Genomic DNA, 21431 nt, shown 5'->3' with positions numbered 1-21431 from the left:
TATATGGCAAACCAACCCACAAATCAGAACACATCGGACGAAATAGATTTGGGACAATTGTTTCAGATGATAGGCAGGGGCTTTCAGAAGTTCTTCAATTTTATTGCGAGTATTTTCAAGGGTATTTTCCATGTGGTTCTGCTCTTCCTGTTATTTATCCAAAAGAATATCATTGTCCTTGGCATCGCTGTTGTAGTAGGCGGTATTGGTGGATATTTGCTCGATATGATCACTCCTGACAGGTATGTTTCCAAAATGGTGGTCGAGCCCAACTTCAACAGTGTACAGCAATTGTACAACAACATTTCGTTTTACAACGATCTGGCCATGGCCAAGGATTCTGTAGCATTGGCCACGGCATTGAACATTACGGAGCATGAGGCGGCCAGTATAAAGGAAATTTTTGTTGATTCCTATTCGGACGAAAACCAAAAGATAAAACTGTTCGATGAATTTGTCCGTGAATTGGACACTACCACACAGAAAACGATAGATTTTGAAAACTATCTGAAGAACTTCAATTCATTGGATGCGAGGTTCCATCAAATATCGGTCATCAGCACGGATAACAGGGTGGCCAAAAAAATGCAACCCGCCATTATAGGTTCCATTTCGGTAAACGATTATTTCAAGCTACAGAAGAGGATCAACGATGAAAACCTTGCGCTGCAAGACACCATCTACAGGAATCAATTGAAGGAAATTGACTCCCTTCAAAGTTTGTACAAAACGGTCCTGGTAAAGGAAGCGGACAAGCCCATGCAGGGAACCAGCATCAATATGGGGGAGAGTGGAAAAAACACCAATAGGGAGCTTGCCTTGGTGCAGGAAAAGGACATCCTGAAGGAGAAATTGGTGGAATTGAACGAAGAGCGGGCCAACAAATCAACGATTATCAATGTAATCAGCGATTTTCCCACAAGGGGCGTACAGCAAAAAGGAATCTGGAAAAGTTATAAGTTCAAAATGCCTCTTTTGTTGTTGGCGTTGGCAATAGGAATCCTCGGTCTCCTTGAGTTGAATCGATTTTTGAAGACGTACAACAAGGAATAGTCCATGAATTGTTCGAACCAGAATAGTTTGGTTCAACTATCGAAATCACTGCTATATGAAAAGGATTCTTGTAAGCGGATCGGCCGGCCAAATGGGCCAGACCCTCAAGGAGCTTACACCTTTTGTAAAGGAGATGTTTTTTGATTTTAGGGATTCATCCGATGCGAACATTACGGACCAAGAAACATTAAAAAAGATCTTTCAACAGGGGAATTACGATTATTGCATCAATTGTGCCGCCTACACCAATGTGGAACAAGCGGAAAAGACCCCGGAACCTGCTTTTGCAGTAAATGCCGAAGGGGCCAAAAATTTGGCAAAGGCGTGTAAGGATCATGGAGTTACTTTGATTCACATCTCAACCGATTATGTCTTTGATGGCACAAAAGAAGGGCCATATACCGTTGAAGATGCAACCAACCCCATAAACGAATATGGAAAGTCCAAACTGAAAGGAGAACAGTATATCAGGGAGTTATTGGACAAGCATTACATAATAAGAACCTCTTGGCTGTATAGTAAAAAGTACGGACACAACTTTTACAGGACCATTTTAAAGAAAGTTTCAGAAGGGGAGGAACTGTGCATAACCGACGAACAAAAGGGATGCCCCACGAACACCGAAACCCTGGTCAAGTTTATTCTGGAAAACATTTTGATGGAGAACAAACCTTTCGGCACCTATCATGTAACCGATGGCAAGCCTATGACCTGGTATGATTTCGCCAAGCAAATTCTGGATGAAAAGGGATTGACGGACAAGGTGAACCTTGTTTTGGCCACGAATTATCGTACTTTCGCAAAAAGGCCAAAGAACAGCATCCTTTCTTGAACAAACATAAGACAGGGAACACTTTTGGCCATTTTACATAGAGGTGCAAATGGAAAAAAACACCCCCAAGCATATTTTAATCACAGGTGGAGCAGGCTTCATAGGGTCCCATGTGGTCAGGCATTTTGTGAACAGCTATCCACATTATCATATTTATAACCTTGATGTCCTGACCTATGCAGGCAATTTGGAAAATCTAAAAGATGTTGAAAACGCTCAAAACTATTCCTTTGCCAAAGGGGATATTGTGGATGCAGGTTTTACCAATGATCTTTTTTCCAAAGCCAAGTTTGATGGCGTGATCCATTTGGCCGCAGAATCCCATGTGGACCGGTCCATTTCCGACCCCTTGTCCTTTGTGAGGACAAATGTGTTTGGCACCGTAAATCTCCTGAATGCTTCATTGGAGGCTGTGAAGGAAAATCCCAATTTCAGGTTTTACCACATCAGCACGGACGAAGTCTATGGTACTCTTGGTGAGACAGGGCTTTTTACGGAAACGACCCCTTATAGCCCAAATTCACCTTACTCTGCCTCCAAGGCAAGTTCAGATCATTTTGTAAGGGCCTATGGTGAAACGTACGGTCTGCCCTTTGTGATTTCCAACTCCTCGAACAATTACGGACCCAACCATTTTCCCGAGAAGCTGATTCCACTGTTCATCAACAACATCATCCAGAAGAAACCGTTGCCCGTATATGGTGATGGAAACTATACCCGAGATTGGTTGTATGTGGAAGATCATGCCGCGGCCATTGATTTGGTTTTCCATGAAGGAAGGGATGGAGAAACGTACAACATTGGCGGGTTCAATGAGTGGAAGAACATTGACCTCACAAAACTATTGTGCCAATTGATGGACAAAAAGCTGAATAGATTGGAAGGAACATCGGAAAAACTGATCACTTTTGTAAAAGATCGTCCTGGGCATGATCTGCGATATGCCATAGATGCTTCCAAGATCAACAGGGAATTGGGCTGGAAACCGTCCGTGACCTTTGAGGAAGGCTTGGAACGTACCATTGATTGGTATTTGGACAACCAAGAATGGCTGGACCATGTCACTTCTGGGGATTACAAATTGTACTATCAAAAACAATATCAACCGTAGAGCAGTATGAAAGGAATCATTTTGGCAGGAGGGACCGGCAGCAGACTGCATCCATTGACCCTTTCGGTGAGCAAACAGTTGATGCCCATTTATGACAAGCCCATGATCTATTACCCGCTATCCACCCTTATGTATGCGGGAATCCAGGAAATACTCATCATTTCCACCCCGAAGGACCTCCCGTTGTTCCAAGAATTGTTGGGGGATGGAAAAAAATATGGCTGCTCGTTTTCCTATGCGGTCCAAGAAGAACCGAACGGATTGGCAGAGGCCTTTATCATTGGGGAGCAATTTATCGGGCAAGACAAAGTGGCCTTGATTTTGGGAGACAATATCTTTTATGGAACAGGACTGTCCAAGTTGTTACAATCCAACAATGACCCCCAGGGAGGGATTATCTATGCCTACAGGGTGAATGATCCCAAGCGATATGGTGTGGTGGAGTTTGACGGTGAAGGAAAGGCCATCAGCATAGAGGAAAAGCCCGAAAGCCCCAAGAGCAATTATGTGGTGCCCGGTATCTATTTTTATGACAACGAGGTAGTTTCCATAGCCAAAAGGATACAACCAAGTGCAAGAGGAGAGTTGGAAATAACGGATGTCAATAAGGAATACTTGAAAAGGGGCAAGCTCAACGTGAGTATTCTAGATCAGGGAACGGCTTGGTTGGACACGGGCACTTTCCAGGCCCTGATGCAGGCTTCACAGTTTGTTGAGGTGATCGAGGAACGTCAAGGAGTGGTCATAGGGGCCATAGAAGTAGCAGCCTATGAGATGGGCTATATCAATAAAAATCAATTTAAGGAATTGGCCCAACCACTGCTAAAAAGTGGATATGGCAACCGATTGTTGGGCATTTTGAACAAAGAGATCTGATGAAGGCTATTGAAACCAAATTAAAAGGGTGCTTTATCATAGAGCCCACGATATTTGAGGACGAAAGGGGGTATTTCTTTGAAAGCTATAACCAAAGGGATTTCTGTAAAGCCATTGGAGGAGAGGTACATTTTGTACAGGACAACCAATCTTTTTCAAAGAAAGGAGTGCTTCGCGGCCTCCATTTTCAAAAGGGAGAGCACGCCCAAGCCAAATTGGTTTCGGTGTTGCAGGGCAAAATCCAAGATGTTGTGGTAGATTTGCGTAAAGATTCTCCCACATTTGGTCAGCATTTGTCCATTGAATTGAGCGATGAGAACAAAAAGCAGTTATTTATACCAAGAGGTTTTGCCCATGGTTTTTTGACCCTGAGTGAAACGGCGAATGTTTTTTATAAGTGTGATAATTATTATAAAAAAGAGGCTGAAGGGGGTATTAGATATGATGATAACACACTAGCTATTGGATGGGAGCTGAATTTTGAAGACCTGGTTCTTTTGGAAAAAGACAAAGAACTGCCCCTCCTAAATTAGATGATTTCAAGAGGGACAATGTAATTAATTAAGATAGAAGCAATAATATAACGAAAAGTATAATGGTGGATGAACCCCTTTTTTTCTCCCATGAATCGGCAATAGTTGATGATGGCTGTACTATTGGGAAAGGCACAAAAATTTGGCATTTCTCCCATATCATGTCAGGTTGTGAGATAGGAGAATCATGTAATATTGGCCAGAATGTTGTCGTTTCACCGGATGTCGTTCTTGGAAAAAATGTTAAGGTCCAGAACAATGTGTCCATTTATACCGGGGTGATATGTGAAGATGATGTGTTCTTGGGTCCATCGATGGTGTTCACCAATGTGATCAATCCGAGAAGTGCCATCAACAGAAGGGGGGAATATATGAGAACGGTTGTCAAAAAAGGGGCAACGATTGGAGCAAACGCAACCATTGTGTGTGGCAATGACATTGGAGAATATGCATTGATCGGGGCCGGGGCGGTAATCACAAAAGAAGTGGCCCCCTATGCCCTAGTGGTAGGAAATCCCGCAAAACAGATGGGTTGGGTGAGTGAATATGGACACCGACTACATTTTGACAAGAACGGAGAAGCCATCTGCCCAGAAAGCAGGGAAAAATATATTCTAAAAAACAACGAGGTCAAAAAAGCTATATGAACATCGATTTTGCCAATTTAACGCAGGCATATAAAGAACATGAGGAAGAATTCCAGAAAGTCTCTTTGGAGGTGATGTCCTCGGCAAACTATATTTTAGGAAAGGAAACCGATGAGTTTGAGCACAACTTGGGAAAGTTTGTCGGCAATGATTTTGCACTGGGCTGTTCCTCTGGGACCGATGCTCTTCTTTTGGCTATGATGGCCATGGGGTTGAAATCGGGGGATGAGGTGATAACCACACCTTTTACTTTTATTGCCACAGCGGAGACCATAGCTTGTCTGGGGGCCAAACCTGTTTTTGTTGACATTGATGAAGAAACGTACAATATTGATGTATCCAAGATAGAAGAAGCCATCACAAAAAAAACCAAGGCGATCATGCCGGTATCGCTTTATGGACAAGTGGCAGACATGGATGAAATCAATGCCATAGCCAAAAAGCACAACCTGGCCGTGATAGAAGACGCGGCCCAAAGCTTTGGAGCAACCTATAAGGGCAAAAGAAGTTGTAATGTATCCACATTTGGGTGTACCAGTTTTTTCCCTGCAAAACCCTTGGGCTGCTTCGGTGATGGCGGGGCGATCTTTGCATCCAATGAGGAGGACTATCAAAAAATAAAGGCCATGCGGGTACATGGCCAAGTGGAAAGATATACACATCATTATATTGGGATGGGAGGTAGATTGGACAATCTCCAAGCTGCAATTTTGAATGTAAAGTTGAAGACCTATGAAAATGATATTTCAAGAAGACAGGCGGTCGCAAAGAAGTATTCCGACAAACTTTCCGACAATATCATAAAACCAACTATAAAAGCGGACAGGACATCGGTATGGGCCCAATATACGGTCAGGGTAAAGAACAGGGACAGGATACAAAAAGAATTGAAGGAGTCGGGAATTCCGACAGCGGTCCATTACCCCATTCCGATGCACCTCCAAAAATGCTTTGTTTATTTAGGTTATAAAACAGGAGATTTTCCCATTTCAGAATTGTGTGCCCAAGAAGTCATGAGCCTTCCCATGAACCCATATTTGGATGAAGCAGAAATAGACCATATAACATCAAAACTCAATACACTACTATGAAGAAATTTGCACTTATAGGTGCGGCGGGCTATATAGCTCCCAGACACATGAAGGCGATAAAGGATACAGGGAACAACCTGCTTGCCGCCTATGACAAAGGGGATAGTGTGGGCATCATCGACTCCTATTTCCCTGATGCCGATTTTTTTGTTGAGTTTGAGCGGTTTGACCGCCATATAGAGAAACTGAAATACGACAAGGATGTTTTCTTGGACTATGTGAGCATTTGCTCCCCGAACTATCTGCACGATGCGCATATACGCTTCGCACTCCGTAGTGGAGCAGATGCCATTTGTGAAAAACCGTTGGTGCTCAACCCGTGGAACATAGATAAGCTCAAGAAAGTTGAAGAAAACACGGGGAAGAAGGTCTATAATATACTTCAGCTAAGGGTGCATCCTAGCATCATTGCCTTACGCGAGAAAGTGGCCCAAGCAAAAAAAGACACCAAATTTGAAGTGGATCTCACTTACTTGACCTCTAGGGGGCACTGGTACCAGACGTCTTGGAAAGGGGATGTGAGCAAATCAGGAGGGATAGCGACCAACATAGGCGTGCACTTTTATGACATGCTATCATGGATTTTTGGTGATGTCCAAGAAAATATAGTGCATGTCCATGAAAAGGATAGGGCAGCAGGCTATTTGGAGTTTGACAATGCCAGGGTGAGATGGTTTCTGTCCATAAACTCGGAGTATCTTCCAAAAGAAGTGAAAGAAAAAGGGCAAACGACATTTAGGTCAATTACCATTAATGGTGAAGAATTGGAGTTCAGCGGAGGGTTTACGGACTTGCATACCATGGTTTATAAGGACATTTTGGATGGGAAGGGTTACGGGTTGGAAGCTGCCAGGACTGCTATTGAAATAGTGCATGAAATCAGGACAACTACTCCAAAAGGCATTCAAGGAAGCTATCATAATATGTTACGAAACACTTAAACTATAATGTCAACGATATTGCCAACGTTTGGGTTTTGATTAAAGTCCGAATAGAACAATAGATGCGATTAATCAGTGCAATAAAGACATCGAGATAAATTAACACTAAAAAAGGACAGAAAACTAAATTTTTCTATCAGAAGCCAAAAATGGACTTTAAATTTCTTAAATCAAAATTCTCGAGAAATGTATTGACCTTGGTTTCGGGCACTGCGGTCGCCCAAGCAATTCCTTTGGGGCTCTCCCCAGTTTTGACTAGAATTTATAGCCCCAATGATTTTGCTGTGTTTGCCATTTATATGTCTGTGGTAGCTGTTGGAACGGTTTTGGTTTCCATGAAATATGATTTGGCCATTATATTGCCAACAGAAGATAAAGAGGCCGGAAACATAGCTCTGTTAGCATTGTTTATTGCAGCGTTGACAAGCTTTATTCTGCTGTTATTGGTTTTGTTTTTAAATGTTGAAATAGCAGCAATGCTAACATCTGAACCCGAACAAAAGAAAGAAGTGGCAAAGTGGTTATATTTTACACCACTATCTGTTTTTTTAATGGGAGTTTTTAATGCACTAAGTTTTTGGCTCAATAGGAATAGTGACTACAAGACAATGGCCAAGAGCAAAGTTGTGAATAGTGGCTCAATGACCGGGACTCAACTTCTAATAGGGACAACAACCAATACGGCCCATGGACTGATAAGTGGGTTTATCTTTGGAAGAGCTCTCTCCGTATTTTATTTGATGAAACGGGTACGAAACGGCAATGCTAATTTTTTATTTCATTATAATAAAGAAAGCATGAGCAAAATGGCCAACAGGTATAAGAGATTTCCCATATTTACTTTACCTGGAGAGTTTGTGAATGTTATTTCAAACCAACTACCAGTTTTTTTGTTGGGCAATTATTTTAATGCAGGAATCCTTGGCAACTATTCCTTGATGGAGCGTGCACTCAACGCGCCGATAAGCCTGTTGGGAAGGTCGGTTTTGGATGTGTTTAAACAGAAAGCCAGTGAAGACTATATTACGCAAGGGAATTGCAGGGAAATATTTGTCAAGACCTTTAAGACATTGGCTGCTCTTGCCATATTGCCGTGTTTGGTTTTGTTTTTGTTCGGCCCCTTTCTGTTTGGTTTTATCTTCGGGAATGAATGGTCCATTGCAGGCGAGTTTGCCCAAATAATGGCCGTGCTCTTTTTCTTCAAGTTTATTGCAAGTCCCCTGAGTTATATGTTTAATATTGCAGAAAAGCAGCATATAGATTTAATATGGCAAATTGGCCTGTTTACGGTAACCGTAACTTCGTTTGCGGTGGGGGTGTCTTATGATAATATAAGATTGGCTTTAATTTGTTTTACAGGATCATATTCTTTTTTGTATGTGATTAATCTGTATTTGTCCTATCAATTTGCAAAGGGAAAATAACTTTTATGGTTACAATCGTAGATTATAAAGTTGGAAATCTTGGCTCTATTCAAAATATGTTGAAAAAAATTGGGGTGCCATCCATGGTGACTTCGGACCCCAAACAAATTAAAACTGCCCAAAAAATAATTCTCCCAGGCGTAGGGGCATATGATTCCGGTGTTAATAGCCTAAAAGAGCATGGATTATGGGACGTGTTAAACGATAGGGTGCTGAACGACCGAACCCCCGTTTTGGGAATTTGCCTAGGAATGCAACTTTTATGCAATCGAAGTGAGGAAGGGAAAGAAAAAGGGCTTGGTTGGATTGATGCCGATGTGGTGCGTTTTAGGCCTTCAGAAAAAAAATTTAAAACCCCGCATATGGGTTGGAACTACACTAAGGCAGTATCGGACAGCCTGCTTTTCAAAGATATGTACCCTGATCCAAAATTCTACTTTGTACACTCTTTCTATGCCTTGGCCAATGATGCTAGTAGCATTGCGAAGACCATCTATGATGTCACGTTTGATTCTGTTTTGGAAAAGGACAATATTTTGGGCACTCAATTTCATCCTGAAAAAAGCCATAAATTTGGAATGAAGCTGCTAAAAAACTTCATTGAAAATTATTAGATGGCACTAAAAAGAATTATTCCCTGTTTGTTGCTTAGGAACAATGGACTTGTAAAAACGATAAAGTTCAAAAAGTCTACATATATAGGAGACCCCATCAATGCGGTCAAGATTTTTAATGAGAAGGAAGTGGACGAGTTGGTTTTTTTGGATATAGACGCAACACGGAACAAGCAAGAACCTTCTTATCAATTGATTCAGGATATTGCGTCCGAGTGCTTTATGCCCTTCTGTTATGGGGGGGGGGTCAAAAATGTAGAACAGATAAGGAGATTAATAGCTTCCGGGGCCGAGAAGGTAGCTATCAACAGTGCAGCTTTTCACAATCCAAAACTAATTTCGGATGCAGCGAACCTCTTTGGTAGTTCCACAATTGTAGTATCCGTGGATTATAAAAAGAACCTCTTCGGCAAACAGATGGTTTTTGTGGAAGGGGGACGAAAGAGCACCAAAATAGACCCAGTTTCTTATGCCATACAGATGGAGGAGTTAGGTGCAGGAGAACTGTTTCTCAATTGTATAGAAAGGGATGGTACCATGGAAGGTTATGATGTTGAAATGGTACAGAGGATTGCTGATGCAGTAACGATACCAGTAATTGCTTGTGGAGGGGCCAACGACCTTCAAGATTTTAAGAAAGTACTTCAAATAGAAGGTGTTTCAGCTGCCGCCGGGAGCAAATTTGTTTTTCAGGGTAAGAAAAGAGGGGTTCTTATATCATACTTGGATCCATCTGAAATTAAAAGTTTAACATAGAGCCAAAACAAGCAATATGTCAGAAAGATCATACCAAATATGCAATAGATGCATAATGGACACTACAGACCCCAACATTACCTTTGATGAAAAAGGAATTTGTAACCATTGTACAGATGCGTTTGAGAGGGCAAAGACCACATGGTTTCCAAATAAAGAGGGAGAAAGAAAACTTCTTGCCATTGTTGATCAAATAAAGACATCCCAAAGGAAAAAAGAATACGATTGTATCATTGGGCTAAGTGGTGGGGTGGACAGTTCTTACCTGGCCTATAAAGTCGTAGAGTTGGGGTTGAGGCCCTTGGTGGTCCACATAGATTGTGGCTGGAACTCCGAGATGGCCGTTAAGAATGTGGAGAACATTGTAAAAAAACTCAACCTTGACCTTCATACCCATGTTGTGGACTGGCAAGAAATGAAGGATCTACAGTTGGCCTATTTTAAGGCCAATGTGGCCAATCAAGATGTTCCCCAGGATCACGCCATATTTGCGGCACTATACAGTTATGCGGTTAGGAATAACATTAAATATGTTTTTAGTGGAGGAAATTTTGCCACAGAAAGCATACTGCCCAAAGCTTGGGGGTACAATAACATGGATTCGAAAAACCTAAAATCGATTCATAAAAAGTTTGGAACAAGAAAGCTTAAAAGGTTTCCAATTGTTTCTTTTTTCAAGTATTACATTTTTTACCCGTTTATCTGGAAAATGAAGGTTGTGAGATTACTGAACATGATTGAATACGATAAAGAAAGGGCTATGGAAACCATGAAAGAAAAGCTGGATTGGCAATACTATGGTGGCAAGCACCATGAATCAAGGTTCACCAAATTTTTTCAGGCATATTATTTGCCACATAAGTTTGGTTATGATAAAAGAAGGGCCCACTTGTCCAGTTTAATTGTCTCTGGACAGATGGATAGGGACCAAGCTTTGGCTGAGATGCAAGAAGAGATTTATCCAAGTGATTCCCATTTGGAAGACATGGAATATGTGGCAAAAAAACTGGGGATTTCTTTAACGGAATTTCAAGACATTGTGGCTATGCCCAACAAATCCTATAAAGACTACCCCAACGTGGAGGGCCTTTTTAAACTAGGTTTTAAAATAAGGGATAAACTTTTTTCTTGAAAGGCAATGGGTTTCCGATAGGGTAATTAAGTTTTCCGAGGATAATTACTGGTTAAATTAATAGTTCGACTATTGAATAACAGTATCCCGTAAAACCCAAATATTGGCCATATGGAAACCAATGAATAAGATTTCATTCCCTGCAAAAGGAAAAACAATGCCATTATTTTGAATACATGATTTCCTTTTATTAAAAAGGGATAAAAGAAAATTATAAGACTTAGCAGTAATCCAAAAATTCCAAGCTCAAACCATGATTCGACAAATAAGTTATGGGGATAATCCATAATTTCTTCTTGGTTATACATTTTTCCGAAACTACCGATTCCATGACCAAAGAAAAAAGAAGAAAATGACTCAAATATGTTCTCAAATGCAAAATCCAGTCTTTTAAACCTCCCCATTATTGAACCATCAAATGAGGAGAACAAGCCCTGCAGTTTTAAAATAAGGTTCTCATATAACAGATTGTAGAAAAAATTGGAATAATAAAACATTAAGGAGAAAACACAAACCAATGAACTGCCAAAGATTATGAGTCTATTAGAACTGATTTTTACTTTTTTCACATTTGACAAGAACATTTTCGCTGATATAGATAGGATTATCAATAAAGAAAAAATGAGAGGACCTCTGGCCGAAAGTCCCAGAAGGACAATTAAGCTAAAAATAAACAACTCCCATTTTCTTTGATGAAAAAACCATAATACAAGTAAGCCAACCAGGGCACCAAGATTTAAATAAAATATTCTTAATTCATAAAACGGGTTTTTCAAGACATCACTCCCGGGAGCCCATAAAAATAGCCGCTGAAAAATAAACCAAATTGACAAAGGAATGATAATCCAAAAAATAGTGGAAAATATTATTCTAGCATTAATTTTCTGCATGAATAAAGGATAGAGCAAGAAGATATAATTAATAAAAAACAGAAAGGTTTTGTTCAAACCCAAATTGAAGCCTTTGGAGTAGATCAGGCTTATAAACATCAACAAATGAAAAACAACAAAGAGCAAAATGTAGAAGAGTGAATGTTTTTTTGTGGTTAATTTACCTCCAAATTGAAGCAACATGTCAAAAAAGACCAACACAAACACAATCAACGTAACATCAAGGTCAGTAAGGTACGTGTTGATGAATGGTTTTATTGTACCCGCAGCCAATAAGAATCCAAAAAGGATATTTTGAACGGTTGAATATTTTAGCTTAGGTTTTGTAGTGAATTTGATAACCAAATAAATTATTATTAAGTCAATAAATCAAGATGGACAAAAATATTCAAAAGTATTTCTTCATACTACTGTTTCCAATTATTCTTGTCTTACCCTTGCCCTTGCAATTCAGCACCGTAAGTTTGGTCCTACTTTGTATTAACTTGATAACATTGTCAACAAAGGAAGAATTAACCACTAATGGACAAAAAATTTTTCAAAACAAATTAATCATTTTATTGGCGGGTGTTTTCTTTTTGGATCTCGTTATAATGCTCATTGTTGAGGGAAGGCTAAAGTTTGTTTACAAAGAGGTTAGGCTAGCTTTTATATTGTTGCCCCCAATAATTTTTTTGACCAAAAATAAACTTGCTAAAATCAGGGATTTAGTCCTATTATCAACCGTTTTTGGGATTCTAATCTATATTGCATATGCCGATATCTATTTAATATATTTTTACAATCAAGTTGCAAATGTTGAATTTGCCTTGGACCATTTCTTAAAGTACAACTATACAAATATTCCAGGGGCCTACCACCACAGTTACCAAGGGCTTTATATGCTTTTTTCAATAATGATTTTACTTGACAACAGTATTACAAGTAAAAAAATCAGGAAAGAAGTTTCAAGATTTTTAGTTGCAATAATTTTTGTACATATGATTTTTATGGCTGGCAAGTTAACCTTGATGTTGGCTCTGATTTTCATTGCGCTTTCAGCCCTTAAACCTTATTTTTGGAAGTCTAAGCTAAAATTGTGGGCAGTTGGTGCTTCTATCGTTCTTATGACTGTTATGGTCATTTTTTTAAATATGAATAAGCTTTTTGACACTATTGCCTTTAGTTTTTCCAATAGAATAAATTCTTGGACTTGTTCCATGAGGCTTTTCTTTGAAAATCCAATTCTGGGAACCGATGAAGCCACTATTATGAAAAGTTTGAATGCATGTGTCGAATCAAATGCTATAAGCACACACAACCAATATTTAAATGAACTTCTTGATTATGGAATATTTGCGCTATGGTTACCAGTATTTTATTTTTTGATCTTTTTAAGATCAAAAAATAATGGGTTGCTAAGAAACTTACTTTATATGATAATTATTTTAAGTCTTTTTGAGAATGTGTTCAGTTTACAGAGAGGAGTTCTGTTTATTATCTTTTACTTTTCTCTTTTATATTTTTGTCCTTTAAAAAACAACATCCAACTAGAATAATGAATCCAAAATCCAAAATCTGTCATTTAACTTCACCTCATCCAAGATATGACACAAGAATATTTTATAAAGAATGTGTTTCATTGGCCGCCGAAGGTTATGATGTTTCTTTAATAGTTGCCGATGGAAAATCGAACGAGGTTAGGTTTGGTGTAAATATAATTGGGGTACCCAAGCCGAACAATAAAATCTCCAGATTACTATTTACAACTAAGCATATTTATAAAAAAGCGTTAGAGGTCGACGCTCAAATTTTTCATTTTCATGATCCAGAGTTGATTCCTGTTGGACTTAAATTGATGCGTAAAGGCAAGAAAGTTGTTTATGATGTTCATGAAGATTTGCCAAGACAGCGATTCGTAAAAAAATTTGGAACGGTATTATTTCGGAAACCTTTAGAAATCATACTTGAACGTGTTGAAAAATATGCAGTAAGCAAATTCAGTGCTGTATTTACGTCGACCCCATTTATAAACAAAAGATTTGAAGGAGTCAACAAGAATCTTAACACACTATGCAATTTCCCAGTTCTATCCGAATTTGAATCCGATCAAGTAAAATGGTCCGAAAAAAGCAACAAGGTGTCCTACGTTGGTGACTTGATATTGGAGCGAGGGGTTTATGAAATGGTTCGTGCGGTGGAGAACATAGATGTTGAGTTGAGTATTTGTGGTCGCTTCTCTGATCCGGGTCTGAAAGAAGGAGTGGAACAACTATCAGGGTGGAATAAAGTAAAATATCATGGGTATGTAGATAGGGAAAAAGTCGCGGAGGAATTGAGCAAATCGGTTGCTGGATTGGTTACCCTTTTACCTCATTCGAATTTTATTCATAGTTACCCGGTTAAAATGTTTGAATATATGGCAGCGTCCATCCCAATCATAGCATCCAATTTCCCATTGTTTAAGGAAATTGTTGAGGGAAACAACTGTGGTCTTTGTGTTGATCCCAAAAACCCTGATGAAATTGCGAAAGCAATACGTTACATCATTGAAAATCCAGATGAAGCTGAAAATATGGGCAAGAACGGAAAGCTTGCTGTTGAACAAATATATAGTTGGGATAAAGAAGCCTATAAACTATCCAATATGTACTTAAAACTCATGAAAGAATAGTCAGGACAACAAATTCGATTTTTATTGATGTCGATTAGAAGTTTAAGGTAATGCTTCAAAAATATAATCGTAAAAAAACACAGTCCCTTTTTGTTTAGAGCGCGCTATATGAAGCAGATATTAAACACATACAAAAATTCCCCAGTAATTATTCAAAACCTTCTCATTTCCGCTTATGGGCTTTATTGGAAAAGAAGAAGGCTGGGGGGAGAGTTTAAAGGGCATGTAAGTGAGTTTAAAAAAAGGGAAAAATATACCCAAGAACAATGGAGGGAGTACCAGACCAAAGAATTAAGAAAGCTCTTGATTCATGCTTTCGATACAGTTCCTTTTTACAACAAACATTATTCAGAGCATGGGTTTGGTCACAAGGACTTTGAAAAGTTCGAAATAGAGGATTTAAAAAAACTGCCGTTCCTTGAAAAGGATGAACTAAGGAAATACGGTACTACTACATTGCTCTCCACAAAGCGCAAAAAAGGAGCTTTTTTGTCCAGCAGTGGAAGTACTGGAACACCTATCAAAGCGTTTTTTACCAAAGAGGCCCAACAAATATGGAGTGCAGCTTATGAGGCCCGTGTAAGGAATTGGGCGGGAGTAGATTATAAAATGAGGAGAGGGATGATAGGCGGAAGAAGAATTCTCCCAGAAGCAAATGCAAAACCCCCGTATTTCCGTAAAAATTATGCGGAAAAACAAGTGTATTTTTCGGCATACCACCTATCACCAGAAACTGCGTCCAATTATTTGAAAGGAATCAAGGACAACCAATTGGACTACATGGTGGGGTATGCCATGAGCAACTACCTATTGGCCGAGTTTATCGAAAAAAAAGGACTTCAAGCACCGAAACTCAAAGCGGTTTTGACATCAAGTGAAAAACTGACTCAGGAAATGCGGTCAACAATGGAAAGAGTTTACAACTGTAAAGTATACGATGCTTATAGCGGAGTGGAGTCTTGCGGGTTGATATCTGAGAACAGCCATGGTGAATTGCTTTTTAGCCCAGACACGGGGATTATGGAAGTGGTAGATGATGAAGGAAAGGATGTTGCCCATGGGGAAGCAGGAGAAGTCATTTCAACCGGATTATTAAATTTTGACCAACCTCTAATCCGCTACAGGATTGGAGACAGGGTAAAGTTATCAAAGAACCAAGAGACTGCCTCTGGTCTCCATATGCCCAAAATTGATGAAATAGAAGGTAGAACAGAAGATGTTGTAACAGCTAAGGATGGCCGAAAAATGGTGCGCTTTCATGGCCTATTTGTTGATATTCCCAACCTTGTGGTGGCCCAGTTGGTACAAAATACCATGGAGGATTACACCATAAACATTGTAGTGGAGAACGGCTTTTCAAAACAAGAAGAAGAGGAGATGAAAAAAAGACTCCGCAGTCAGGTGGGTGAGGTATCGGTACAGTTCAATCAATTAATGGAAATCCCTAGAAACAAAAATGGCAAGTTCAGGGCGGTGATATCAAAAGTTCCTTAGGCGTATTGGATTATTCAAGTTCGCTTGCCAACTTCGCCCCATTTTCTCTTAGCCATTTTTCCAACCAAAGGGCATTTTGTTGCTTTACATAGTCCATAACGGTCAAAGAAGCTTTTTTTTGTCCTTAGCACTGATGTTTGCTCCTGTTTTTAGCAACCAATCCGGTATTTTAGCATCTCCAGATACCAATACGGGGGTTTTGGCAGACATAAACATCCTAATTCTCTTAAGACTAATGGTTTTTAGGTCTGACCCCTTATAGGCCTTCTTAAAGGTGGCGTAACAGTTTATTTTTGAAAGTAATATGTGATTTACACATTGTAAGTTTATTTTTATAAATAAAAGTACCTTTGCCTAACTTAAATCAAATTATGAAACCACTAAAATTTGCCATAGTAGGGTGTGGCCGGATTGGAAACAGACATGCCAAGCACATTGCAAATAATGGAATCCTTAAAGCTGTTTGCGATGTTGATTTTGGCAGAGCGGATACGCTTGCAAAAGAGTATGGTGCCTCCGCCTACCCATCCATCGAGGATATGCTCGCAAATGAAAAAGATATAGATCTGGTAGCAATATGTTCACCGAACGGATTACATGCGGCGCATTCCATTAAGGTTTTAAAGAGCGGAATACACGTACTTTGTGAAAAACCAATGGCTACAAGCGTATATGACTGTGGTGAGATGATCAAAACTGCGGAAAGCGCGAATAAACGATTGATGATTGTAAAGCAAAACCGATTCAACCCACCTGTTGAAGCAGTAAAAAGATTGATCGACTCAGGAAAATTGGGAAGAATATTTTCTGTCCAGTTGAGCTGTTTTTGGAACAGAAATGAAGATTATTACCATAATTCATGGAAAGGCAGCTTGGATTTGGACGGAGGCACACTCTATACTCAGTTCAGTCATTTTATAGATTTATTATATTGGATGATTGGCGATGTGAAGAACGTAGAAGCTTTTGGTGGAAACTTCAATCACCAAGATATTGCCGAGTTTGACGACAATGGTGTTATCGCATTGAAATTTTATAACGGGGCCATTGGAACGATTAATTATACCGTTAATAGCTTTGGGAAAAACATGGAGGGCTCGCTCACCATTTTTGGTGAAAAAGGGACTGTTAAGATAGGGGGGCAGTATTTAAATGAGTTGGAGTATCAGAATATTGATGGAGAGGTAATTGGCGACCTGCCGGAAGGGAACACGGCAAACAACTATGGACAATATCAAGGATCCATGTCCAACCATGACAGGGTCTACGAAAATGTGGTAGAGGTGCTTACCAACGACGGGGTTATTTCCGCAAATGGTTTTGAAGGACTTAAAACAGTTGAGATCATAGATAAAATTTATAATAAAATGAAAGGACGCTTTGAAGCCATATAATGTATATAGTTCCGGAATCAAAGATGTCAATTTCGGAGAAAACGTAAAAATAGTAGAGCCTGTAAACCTATATGGATGTTTTATAGGAAACGACTGTTTTGTTGGTCCTTTTGTTGAGATTCAGAAAAGAGTCAATATAGGAGACCGCACAAAAATCCAATCACACACTTTTATTTGTGAGTTGGTCGACATTGGCAAAGATTGTTTTATTGGCCATGGGGTGATGTTCATTAATGATTTGTTTAGTGATGGTGGTCCGGCAAATGGTGATCAAAGCAAATGGAGAACAACCAAAATAGGCAATAAAGTCTCTATTGGTTCCAATTCCACAATCTTGCCCGTAGAAATTTGTAATAATGTAGTTATTGGAGCGGGATCAGTTGTGACAAAGGATATAATAGAAAGTGGAACTTATGTCGGAAATCCTGCAGTAAAAATTAAATAGCCATGATAAAGTTTCTAGATCTTCAAAGTCAATATTCCCAAATCAAAGATGAGGTGGATGCCGCCATAAAGGATGTTGTTGAAAAAGCAGCTTTTATCGGAGGAGATCAAATAAAACAACTTGAGAAAGACTTTGCGGTCTATCAGGATTCCAGTTATTGTATTGGAGTCGCCAATGGGACGGATGCTCTTGAGATTGCCATTGAAGCCTTGAATCTTCCAAGTAATTCAGAAATCATTGTGCCAGCAAACAGTTTTGTGGCTAGTTCAGAAGCTGTAACAAGGTCTGGCCATAAAGTGGTTTTCTGTGATTGCGACCCCAATAATTACACTATAGATTTAATGAGTTTGAAGAGTGTGTTGACCCAAAAAACAAAGGCGATAATAGCGGTGCACCTTTACGGCCACCCATGCGATATGGACGGATTAAAGAAGATTGCCCAAGACCACGGCCTGTTTATCATTGAAGATTGTGCCCAGGCACATGGGGCGGAATACAAAAATGTTAAGGTTGGCGCAATTGGCAATATAGGGGCTTTTAGCTTTTACCCAGGCAAGAACATGGGGGCATATGGAGATGCAGGGGCAGTGGTTACAAACAACGAGGAACTAGCCAATAAAGCTAGAATGATAGCCAATCACGGAAGAATTGAAAAATATAATCACCTTTTTGAAGGCAGAAACAGTAGACTTGATAATTTGCAGGCCGCAGTGCTCAATGTAAAATTGAGGCATTTGGAGAGATGGACCAATAGAAGAATAGAGATTGCTGATTTCTATCTTCGTGAACTATCTGAAATACAGCAAATTGTTTTGCCCAAGAGAGAAAAATGGGCAAGACAAGTATATCATGTTTTTGTAATAAGATCCAAGGAGAGGGATCAGTTGGCCAAATACCTAAAAGACCAAGGAATCCAAACGGGAATACATTACCCCATTGCACTTCCAAAACTTGAAGCCTATAATTACTTGCAACAAAACTGCGAAACTTACTCTGCTTATAAAAATGATATTGAACTTTTAAGTTTACCAATGGGAGAGCACTTAACCAAGAATGATGCGCAGAAAGTGGTTGAGACCATCAAATCTTATTTCAAATAATGGAGTATGATGTTACCATCATTGGCTGTGGAATTGTAGGACTTTCTGTTGGGTATCATCTAAAAAAAGAGCGGCCCGGACTTCAACTGGCTTTTATTGAAAAGGAAAAAGACATTGCAAAGCACCAAACAGGAAGGAATAGCGGGGTAATCCACTCGGGGATATACTACAAACCTGGAAGTGCAAAAGCAAGGAACTGTAAACAAGGATATGATTTACTTGTTCAGTTTTGTAAGGAACAGGAGATACATTTTGAAATATGCGGAAAACTGATCGTAGCTACCGATGCCAATGAAGAAAAGGCTTTGGACACTATATATGAAAGAGGGGTGGAAAATGGCCTTAAGGGTCTTAAAACACTAAATTCCGAGGAAATTATGGCCATTGAACCCTATGTAAGGGGAACAAAGGGCATTTTGGTGCCTCAAGCAGGCATTGTGGACTATAGTCAAGTTGCTAAAAAGTTAAAGGAGAACCTTGAAGAAATGGGAGCTCATTTTTTCTTTGGCAACGCACTTAAAGAGATTTCAGGAAAGGAAAAGCTCATACTTAGCTTTGGGAACAACAAAATAGTAAGCAAGTATATGGTCAATTGTGCGGGGCTTTATTCAGATAAAATAGCAAAAATGAATGGGGTTAAACTAAAAGCAAAGATTATTCCTTTCAAAGGAGAATACTTTCTTATAAAAGAGAACAAAAGGTATTTAATCAAGAACTTGGTTTATCCAGTACCAGACCCAAAGTTTCCATTTCTTGGCGTTCATTTTACCCGCAGAATCAATGGAGAGATAGATGCAGGACCCAATGCTGTACTGGCACTCGGACGTGAAGGGTACCATAAATTTGAAATCAATTTTAAGGAATTGATTGAAAGTGTTTTTTTCAAAGGGTTTTTAAGGATGGCCTTAAGATATTGGAAAGTAGGAATCTATGAGATGCATAGGTCGTTTTCCAAAAAAGCGTTTGTTAAATCCTTACAGAAACTTGTCCCAGAGATCAGGGAAGAAGATTTAAAAGTTGGGAATTCTGGCATTAGGGCACAAATCTGTTATGAGAATGGTAAACTTGCCGACGACTTTCTCATTCAATACTCAGCTAATGCTGTTCATGTTGTTAATGCGCCATCGCCAGCAGCAACATCATCATTACAAATTGGAAAGACAATATGCAACAAGTTAATCAGCCGGATTTGATGAAGAGTGTTTGGTTCATAAACCAATACATAACTACTCCCGAAATTGGGGGTGAAGGATATAGACATTATTATATAGGGAAATATCTAAACGACGAGACCAGTTTCAGACCGTTATTGATTACAGGGTCCTTTTCACATGCACCAAAAAGACATAACAAATTTTTAGGGCTATATAAGTATGTGGACAAAGGTGTTCCCACAATAATATTAAAAACAAACAAGTATAAACAGTCAGGAGGTGCAGGAAGAATCATGAATTGGTTTTTTTTTATGCTAAACCTTTTTGTTTTGCCCATTCTCTCCAAAAAAAAGGCTCCTAAGCCAGATGTGATTGTTTTGTCTTCGCTTCCAATACTACCTGTAATCAACCTTGTTTTTTTTAAATTGATATACCCTAAGGCCAAATTGGTTTTTGAAATTAGGGATTTGTGGCCTTTATCGGCAATTGAGTTTGGAGGATATAAAAAGGATAACGTCCTTATCAGGTTCATTGGTTTATTGGAAAAGTGGGCGTACTCCAACTGTGATTTAATTATATCCGTCATTCCAAGAGCTGACCTGTACATCCAAGAAGTACTGGGGCATTCCGATTTCAAATATGAATGGATTACAAACGGTTACTCTCTGAGTGAAGACAATCCTCACCTAAATCTCAAGGACATAATTGAAATCGACTTTAAGAAAGAAGATTTCAAAATTGGCTATGCAGGGACTTTGGTCGTTGCCAATCCATTAGACACTATAATCAACGTGGTCGGCAACTATGGCAATCAATGCCTAAAGCTATATATTTTGGGTGGAGGGCCCGAAAAAGAAAGACTTCTGAAACTGGCGGAAGCCTATCCAAATGTCATTTTTATTGATAAAATCCCGAAAGGATATGTCTCCCAATTCCTAAAAAAAATGGATCTCCTTTTTATGGGGAAAGGAGGTAAGGCCTCAAAAGTATACCAATATGGAACATCACAGCTTAAAACCTTCGATTATTTCAACGCAAAAAAGCCTATCATACAAGCATTGGACTCTTTGGAGAACCCTGTTACATATTCCGGCGCAGGGTATGTCATAGAACCGAATAACAAAAAACAATTAGAAAAGAAAATAGAATATTTCATGGGACTTGAAGAAGCAAAGCTTAATGAGTATGGGACAAAGGGATATAAATACCTAATTGAAAAATGTACCTATGAAAGTATTAATAAAAGATACTATGAAGTTATTGTTAAATTAGTGGGCCAACCTTAACATAA

Annotated in this window: 21 protein-coding genes; 20 read left to right on the top strand and 1 reads right to left on the bottom strand. The window is 39.3% G+C overall.

Annotated elements, in window-relative coordinates; all coding sequences use genetic code 11:
* The first annotated feature begins 3 nt into the window (after nt 1-3).
* The 12 genes from FOT42_RS09565 to FOT42_RS09510 all read left to right on the top strand — a co-directional run bounded on the left by FOT42_RS09565 (nt 4) and on the right by FOT42_RS09510 (nt 11010).
* The gene (locus FOT42_RS09565; RefSeq protein ID WP_151890347.1) at nt 4-1053 is read left to right on the top strand and encodes a hypothetical protein; all 1050 of its coding nucleotides are present in this window, start codon (nt 4-6) and stop codon (nt 1051-1053) included.
* A gap of 55 nt (nt 1054-1108) precedes the next feature.
* On the top strand, nt 1109-1885 hold the full coding sequence (rfbD, locus tag FOT42_RS09560) for a dTDP-4-dehydrorhamnose reductase (RefSeq protein ID WP_151890346.1): 777 nt from the start codon (nt 1109-1111) through the stop codon (nt 1883-1885).
* Between the two features lie 49 nt (nt 1886-1934).
* Nucleotides 1935-2996: a dTDP-glucose 4,6-dehydratase gene (rfbB, locus tag FOT42_RS09555; protein ID WP_151890345.1), complete on the top strand. Its 1062-nt coding sequence runs from the start codon at nt 1935-1937 to the stop codon at nt 2994-2996.
* Nucleotides 2997-3002: 6 nt separating this feature from the next.
* On the top strand, nt 3003-3872 hold the full coding sequence (gene rfbA, locus FOT42_RS09550) for a glucose-1-phosphate thymidylyltransferase RfbA (RefSeq protein ID WP_151890344.1): 870 nt from the start codon (nt 3003-3005) through the stop codon (nt 3870-3872).
* Nucleotides 3872-4405, top strand: a complete 534-nt coding sequence (rfbC, locus tag FOT42_RS09545; RefSeq protein WP_151890343.1) for a dTDP-4-dehydrorhamnose 3,5-epimerase — start codon at nt 3872-3874, stop codon at nt 4403-4405. The genes rfbA and rfbC overlap by 1 nt, the downstream gene beginning before the upstream one ends.
* Before the next feature lie 65 nt (nt 4406-4470).
* Nucleotides 4471-5052, top strand: a complete 582-nt coding sequence (locus FOT42_RS09540; RefSeq protein ID WP_226789844.1) for an acyltransferase — start codon at nt 4471-4473, stop codon at nt 5050-5052.
* Nucleotides 5049-6143, top strand: coding sequence for a DegT/DnrJ/EryC1/StrS family aminotransferase (locus tag FOT42_RS09535; RefSeq protein ID WP_151890341.1), 1095 nt, complete (start codon nt 5049-5051; stop codon nt 6141-6143). The genes FOT42_RS09540 and FOT42_RS09535 overlap by 4 nt, the downstream gene beginning before the upstream one ends.
* Entirely contained in the window at nt 6140-7084 is a 945-nt protein-coding gene (locus tag FOT42_RS09530; protein ID WP_151890340.1) for a Gfo/Idh/MocA family protein, read from the top strand. The genes FOT42_RS09535 and FOT42_RS09530 overlap by 4 nt, the downstream gene beginning before the upstream one ends.
* 149 nt (nt 7085-7233) lie before the next feature.
* Nucleotides 7234-8508 (top strand): lipopolysaccharide biosynthesis protein, encoded by a 1275-nt coding sequence (locus FOT42_RS09525; protein WP_151890339.1) that lies wholly within the window; start codon nt 7234-7236, stop codon nt 8506-8508.
* Nucleotides 8509-8513: 5 nt separating this feature from the next.
* Nucleotides 8514-9122 (top strand): imidazole glycerol phosphate synthase subunit HisH, encoded by a 609-nt coding sequence (gene hisH, locus FOT42_RS09520; protein WP_151890338.1) that lies wholly within the window; start codon nt 8514-8516, stop codon nt 9120-9122.
* The gene (locus FOT42_RS09515; protein ID WP_151890337.1) at nt 9123-9878 is read left to right on the top strand and encodes an AglZ/HisF2 family acetamidino modification protein; all 756 of its coding nucleotides are present in this window, start codon (nt 9123-9125) and stop codon (nt 9876-9878) included. It begins immediately after the preceding gene.
* A gap of 16 nt (nt 9879-9894) precedes the next feature.
* Entirely contained in the window at nt 9895-11010 is a 1116-nt protein-coding gene (locus tag FOT42_RS09510; protein WP_151890336.1) for an N-acetyl sugar amidotransferase, read from the top strand.
* Nucleotides 11011-11036: 26 nt separating this feature from the next.
* Here FOT42_RS09510 and FOT42_RS09505 read toward each other — a convergent pair whose 3' ends face one another.
* Nucleotides 11037-11900, bottom strand: a complete 864-nt coding sequence (locus tag FOT42_RS09505) for an O-antigen ligase family protein (protein WP_151890335.1) — start codon at nt 11898-11900, stop codon at nt 11037-11039.
* Between the two features lie 494 nt (nt 11901-12394).
* Here FOT42_RS09505 and FOT42_RS09500 point away from each other — a divergent pair, with 494 nt between their 5' ends.
* From FOT42_RS09500 to FOT42_RS09465, 8 genes are all read left to right on the top strand, one after another.
* Nucleotides 12395-13438, top strand: coding sequence for an O-antigen ligase family protein (locus FOT42_RS09500; protein WP_192938359.1), 1044 nt, complete (start codon nt 12395-12397; stop codon nt 13436-13438).
* On the top strand, nt 13438-14553 hold the full coding sequence (locus tag FOT42_RS09495) for a glycosyltransferase family 4 protein (RefSeq protein ID WP_151890333.1): 1116 nt from the start codon (nt 13438-13440) through the stop codon (nt 14551-14553). The genes FOT42_RS09500 and FOT42_RS09495 overlap by 1 nt, the downstream gene beginning before the upstream one ends.
* Before the next feature lie 108 nt (nt 14554-14661).
* Complete coding sequence (locus FOT42_RS09490) at nt 14662-16047, top strand: phenylacetate--CoA ligase family protein (RefSeq protein WP_151890332.1); 1386 nt, start codon at nt 14662-14664, stop codon at nt 16045-16047.
* 371 nt (nt 16048-16418) lie between these two features.
* Nucleotides 16419-17441 (top strand): Gfo/Idh/MocA family protein, encoded by a 1023-nt coding sequence (locus FOT42_RS09485; RefSeq protein WP_151890331.1) that lies wholly within the window; start codon nt 16419-16421, stop codon nt 17439-17441.
* Nucleotides 17428-17886 carry an acyltransferase gene (locus FOT42_RS09480; RefSeq protein WP_151890330.1) on the top strand — a complete coding sequence of 153 codons (459 nt, stop codon included), beginning with the start codon at nt 17428-17430 and terminating at the stop codon, nt 17884-17886. Before FOT42_RS09485 ends, FOT42_RS09480 begins: the two co-directional genes overlap by 14 nt.
* 2 nt (nt 17887-17888) lie before the next feature.
* Entirely contained in the window at nt 17889-18986 is a 1098-nt protein-coding gene (locus FOT42_RS09475) for a DegT/DnrJ/EryC1/StrS family aminotransferase (RefSeq protein ID WP_151890329.1), read from the top strand.
* Entirely contained in the window at nt 18986-20179 is a 1194-nt protein-coding gene (gene lhgO, locus FOT42_RS09470) for an L-2-hydroxyglutarate oxidase (RefSeq protein WP_151890328.1), read from the top strand. The genes FOT42_RS09475 and lhgO overlap by 1 nt, the downstream gene beginning before the upstream one ends.
* Nucleotides 20152-21426 carry a glycosyltransferase family 4 protein gene (locus FOT42_RS09465; RefSeq protein ID WP_151890327.1) on the top strand — a complete coding sequence of 425 codons (1275 nt, stop codon included), beginning with the start codon at nt 20152-20154 and terminating at the stop codon, nt 21424-21426. Before lhgO ends, FOT42_RS09465 begins: the two co-directional genes overlap by 28 nt.
* The last annotated feature ends 5 nt before the right edge of the window (nt 21427-21431 follow it).

Origin of the sequence: Flagellimonas hadalis (assembly GCF_007785775.2) — a bacterium.
GTDB lineage: Bacteria > Bacteroidota > Bacteroidia > Flavobacteriales > Flavobacteriaceae > Flagellimonas > Flagellimonas hadalis.
This window is presented reverse-complemented; position numbering and strand designations above follow the sequence as displayed.

What these genes read in the sequence shown, in the direction of transcription:
- FOT42_RS09565 (WP_151890347.1), top strand. Translation starts at nt 4, where the DNA reads ATGGCAAACCAACCCACAAATCAGAACACATCGGACGAAATAGATTTG.
- FOT42_RS09515 (WP_151890337.1), top strand. Translation starts at nt 9,123, where the DNA reads ATGGCACTAAAAAGAATTATTCCCTGTTTGTTGCTTAGGAACAATGGA.
- FOT42_RS09465 (WP_151890327.1), top strand. Translation starts at nt 20,152, where the DNA reads ATGCAACAAGTTAATCAGCCGGATTTGATGAAGAGTGTTTGGTTCATA.
- FOT42_RS09535 (WP_151890341.1), top strand. Translation starts at nt 5,049, where the DNA reads ATGAACATCGATTTTGCCAATTTAACGCAGGCATATAAAGAACATGAG.
- FOT42_RS09525 (WP_151890339.1), top strand. Translation starts at nt 7,234, where the DNA reads ATGGACTTTAAATTTCTTAAATCAAAATTCTCGAGAAATGTATTGACC.
- rfbA (WP_151890344.1), top strand. Translation starts at nt 3,003, where the DNA reads ATGAAAGGAATCATTTTGGCAGGAGGGACCGGCAGCAGACTGCATCCA.
- lhgO (WP_151890328.1), top strand. Translation starts at nt 18,986, where the DNA reads ATGGAGTATGATGTTACCATCATTGGCTGTGGAATTGTAGGACTTTCT.
- FOT42_RS09505 (WP_151890335.1), bottom strand. Translation starts at nt 11,900, where the DNA reads ATGCAGAAAATTAATGCTAGAATAATATTTTCCACTATTTTTTGGATT.
- FOT42_RS09495 (WP_151890333.1), top strand. Translation starts at nt 13,438, where the DNA reads ATGAATCCAAAATCCAAAATCTGTCATTTAACTTCACCTCATCCAAGA.
- FOT42_RS09475 (WP_151890329.1), top strand. Translation starts at nt 17,889, where the DNA reads ATGATAAAGTTTCTAGATCTTCAAAGTCAATATTCCCAAATCAAAGAT.
- rfbB (WP_151890345.1), top strand. Translation starts at nt 1,935, where the DNA reads ATGGAAAAAAACACCCCCAAGCATATTTTAATCACAGGTGGAGCAGGC.
- FOT42_RS09490 (WP_151890332.1), top strand. Translation starts at nt 14,662, where the DNA reads ATGAAGCAGATATTAAACACATACAAAAATTCCCCAGTAATTATTCAA.
- FOT42_RS09510 (WP_151890336.1), top strand. Translation starts at nt 9,895, where the DNA reads ATGTCAGAAAGATCATACCAAATATGCAATAGATGCATAATGGACACT.
- rfbC (WP_151890343.1), top strand. Translation starts at nt 3,872, where the DNA reads ATGAAGGCTATTGAAACCAAATTAAAAGGGTGCTTTATCATAGAGCCC.
- rfbD (WP_151890346.1), top strand. Translation starts at nt 1,109, where the DNA reads ATGAAAAGGATTCTTGTAAGCGGATCGGCCGGCCAAATGGGCCAGACC.
- hisH (WP_151890338.1), top strand. Translation starts at nt 8,514, where the DNA reads ATGGTTACAATCGTAGATTATAAAGTTGGAAATCTTGGCTCTATTCAA.
- FOT42_RS09485 (WP_151890331.1), top strand. Translation starts at nt 16,419, where the DNA reads ATGAAACCACTAAAATTTGCCATAGTAGGGTGTGGCCGGATTGGAAAC.
- FOT42_RS09530 (WP_151890340.1), top strand. Translation starts at nt 6,140, where the DNA reads ATGAAGAAATTTGCACTTATAGGTGCGGCGGGCTATATAGCTCCCAGA.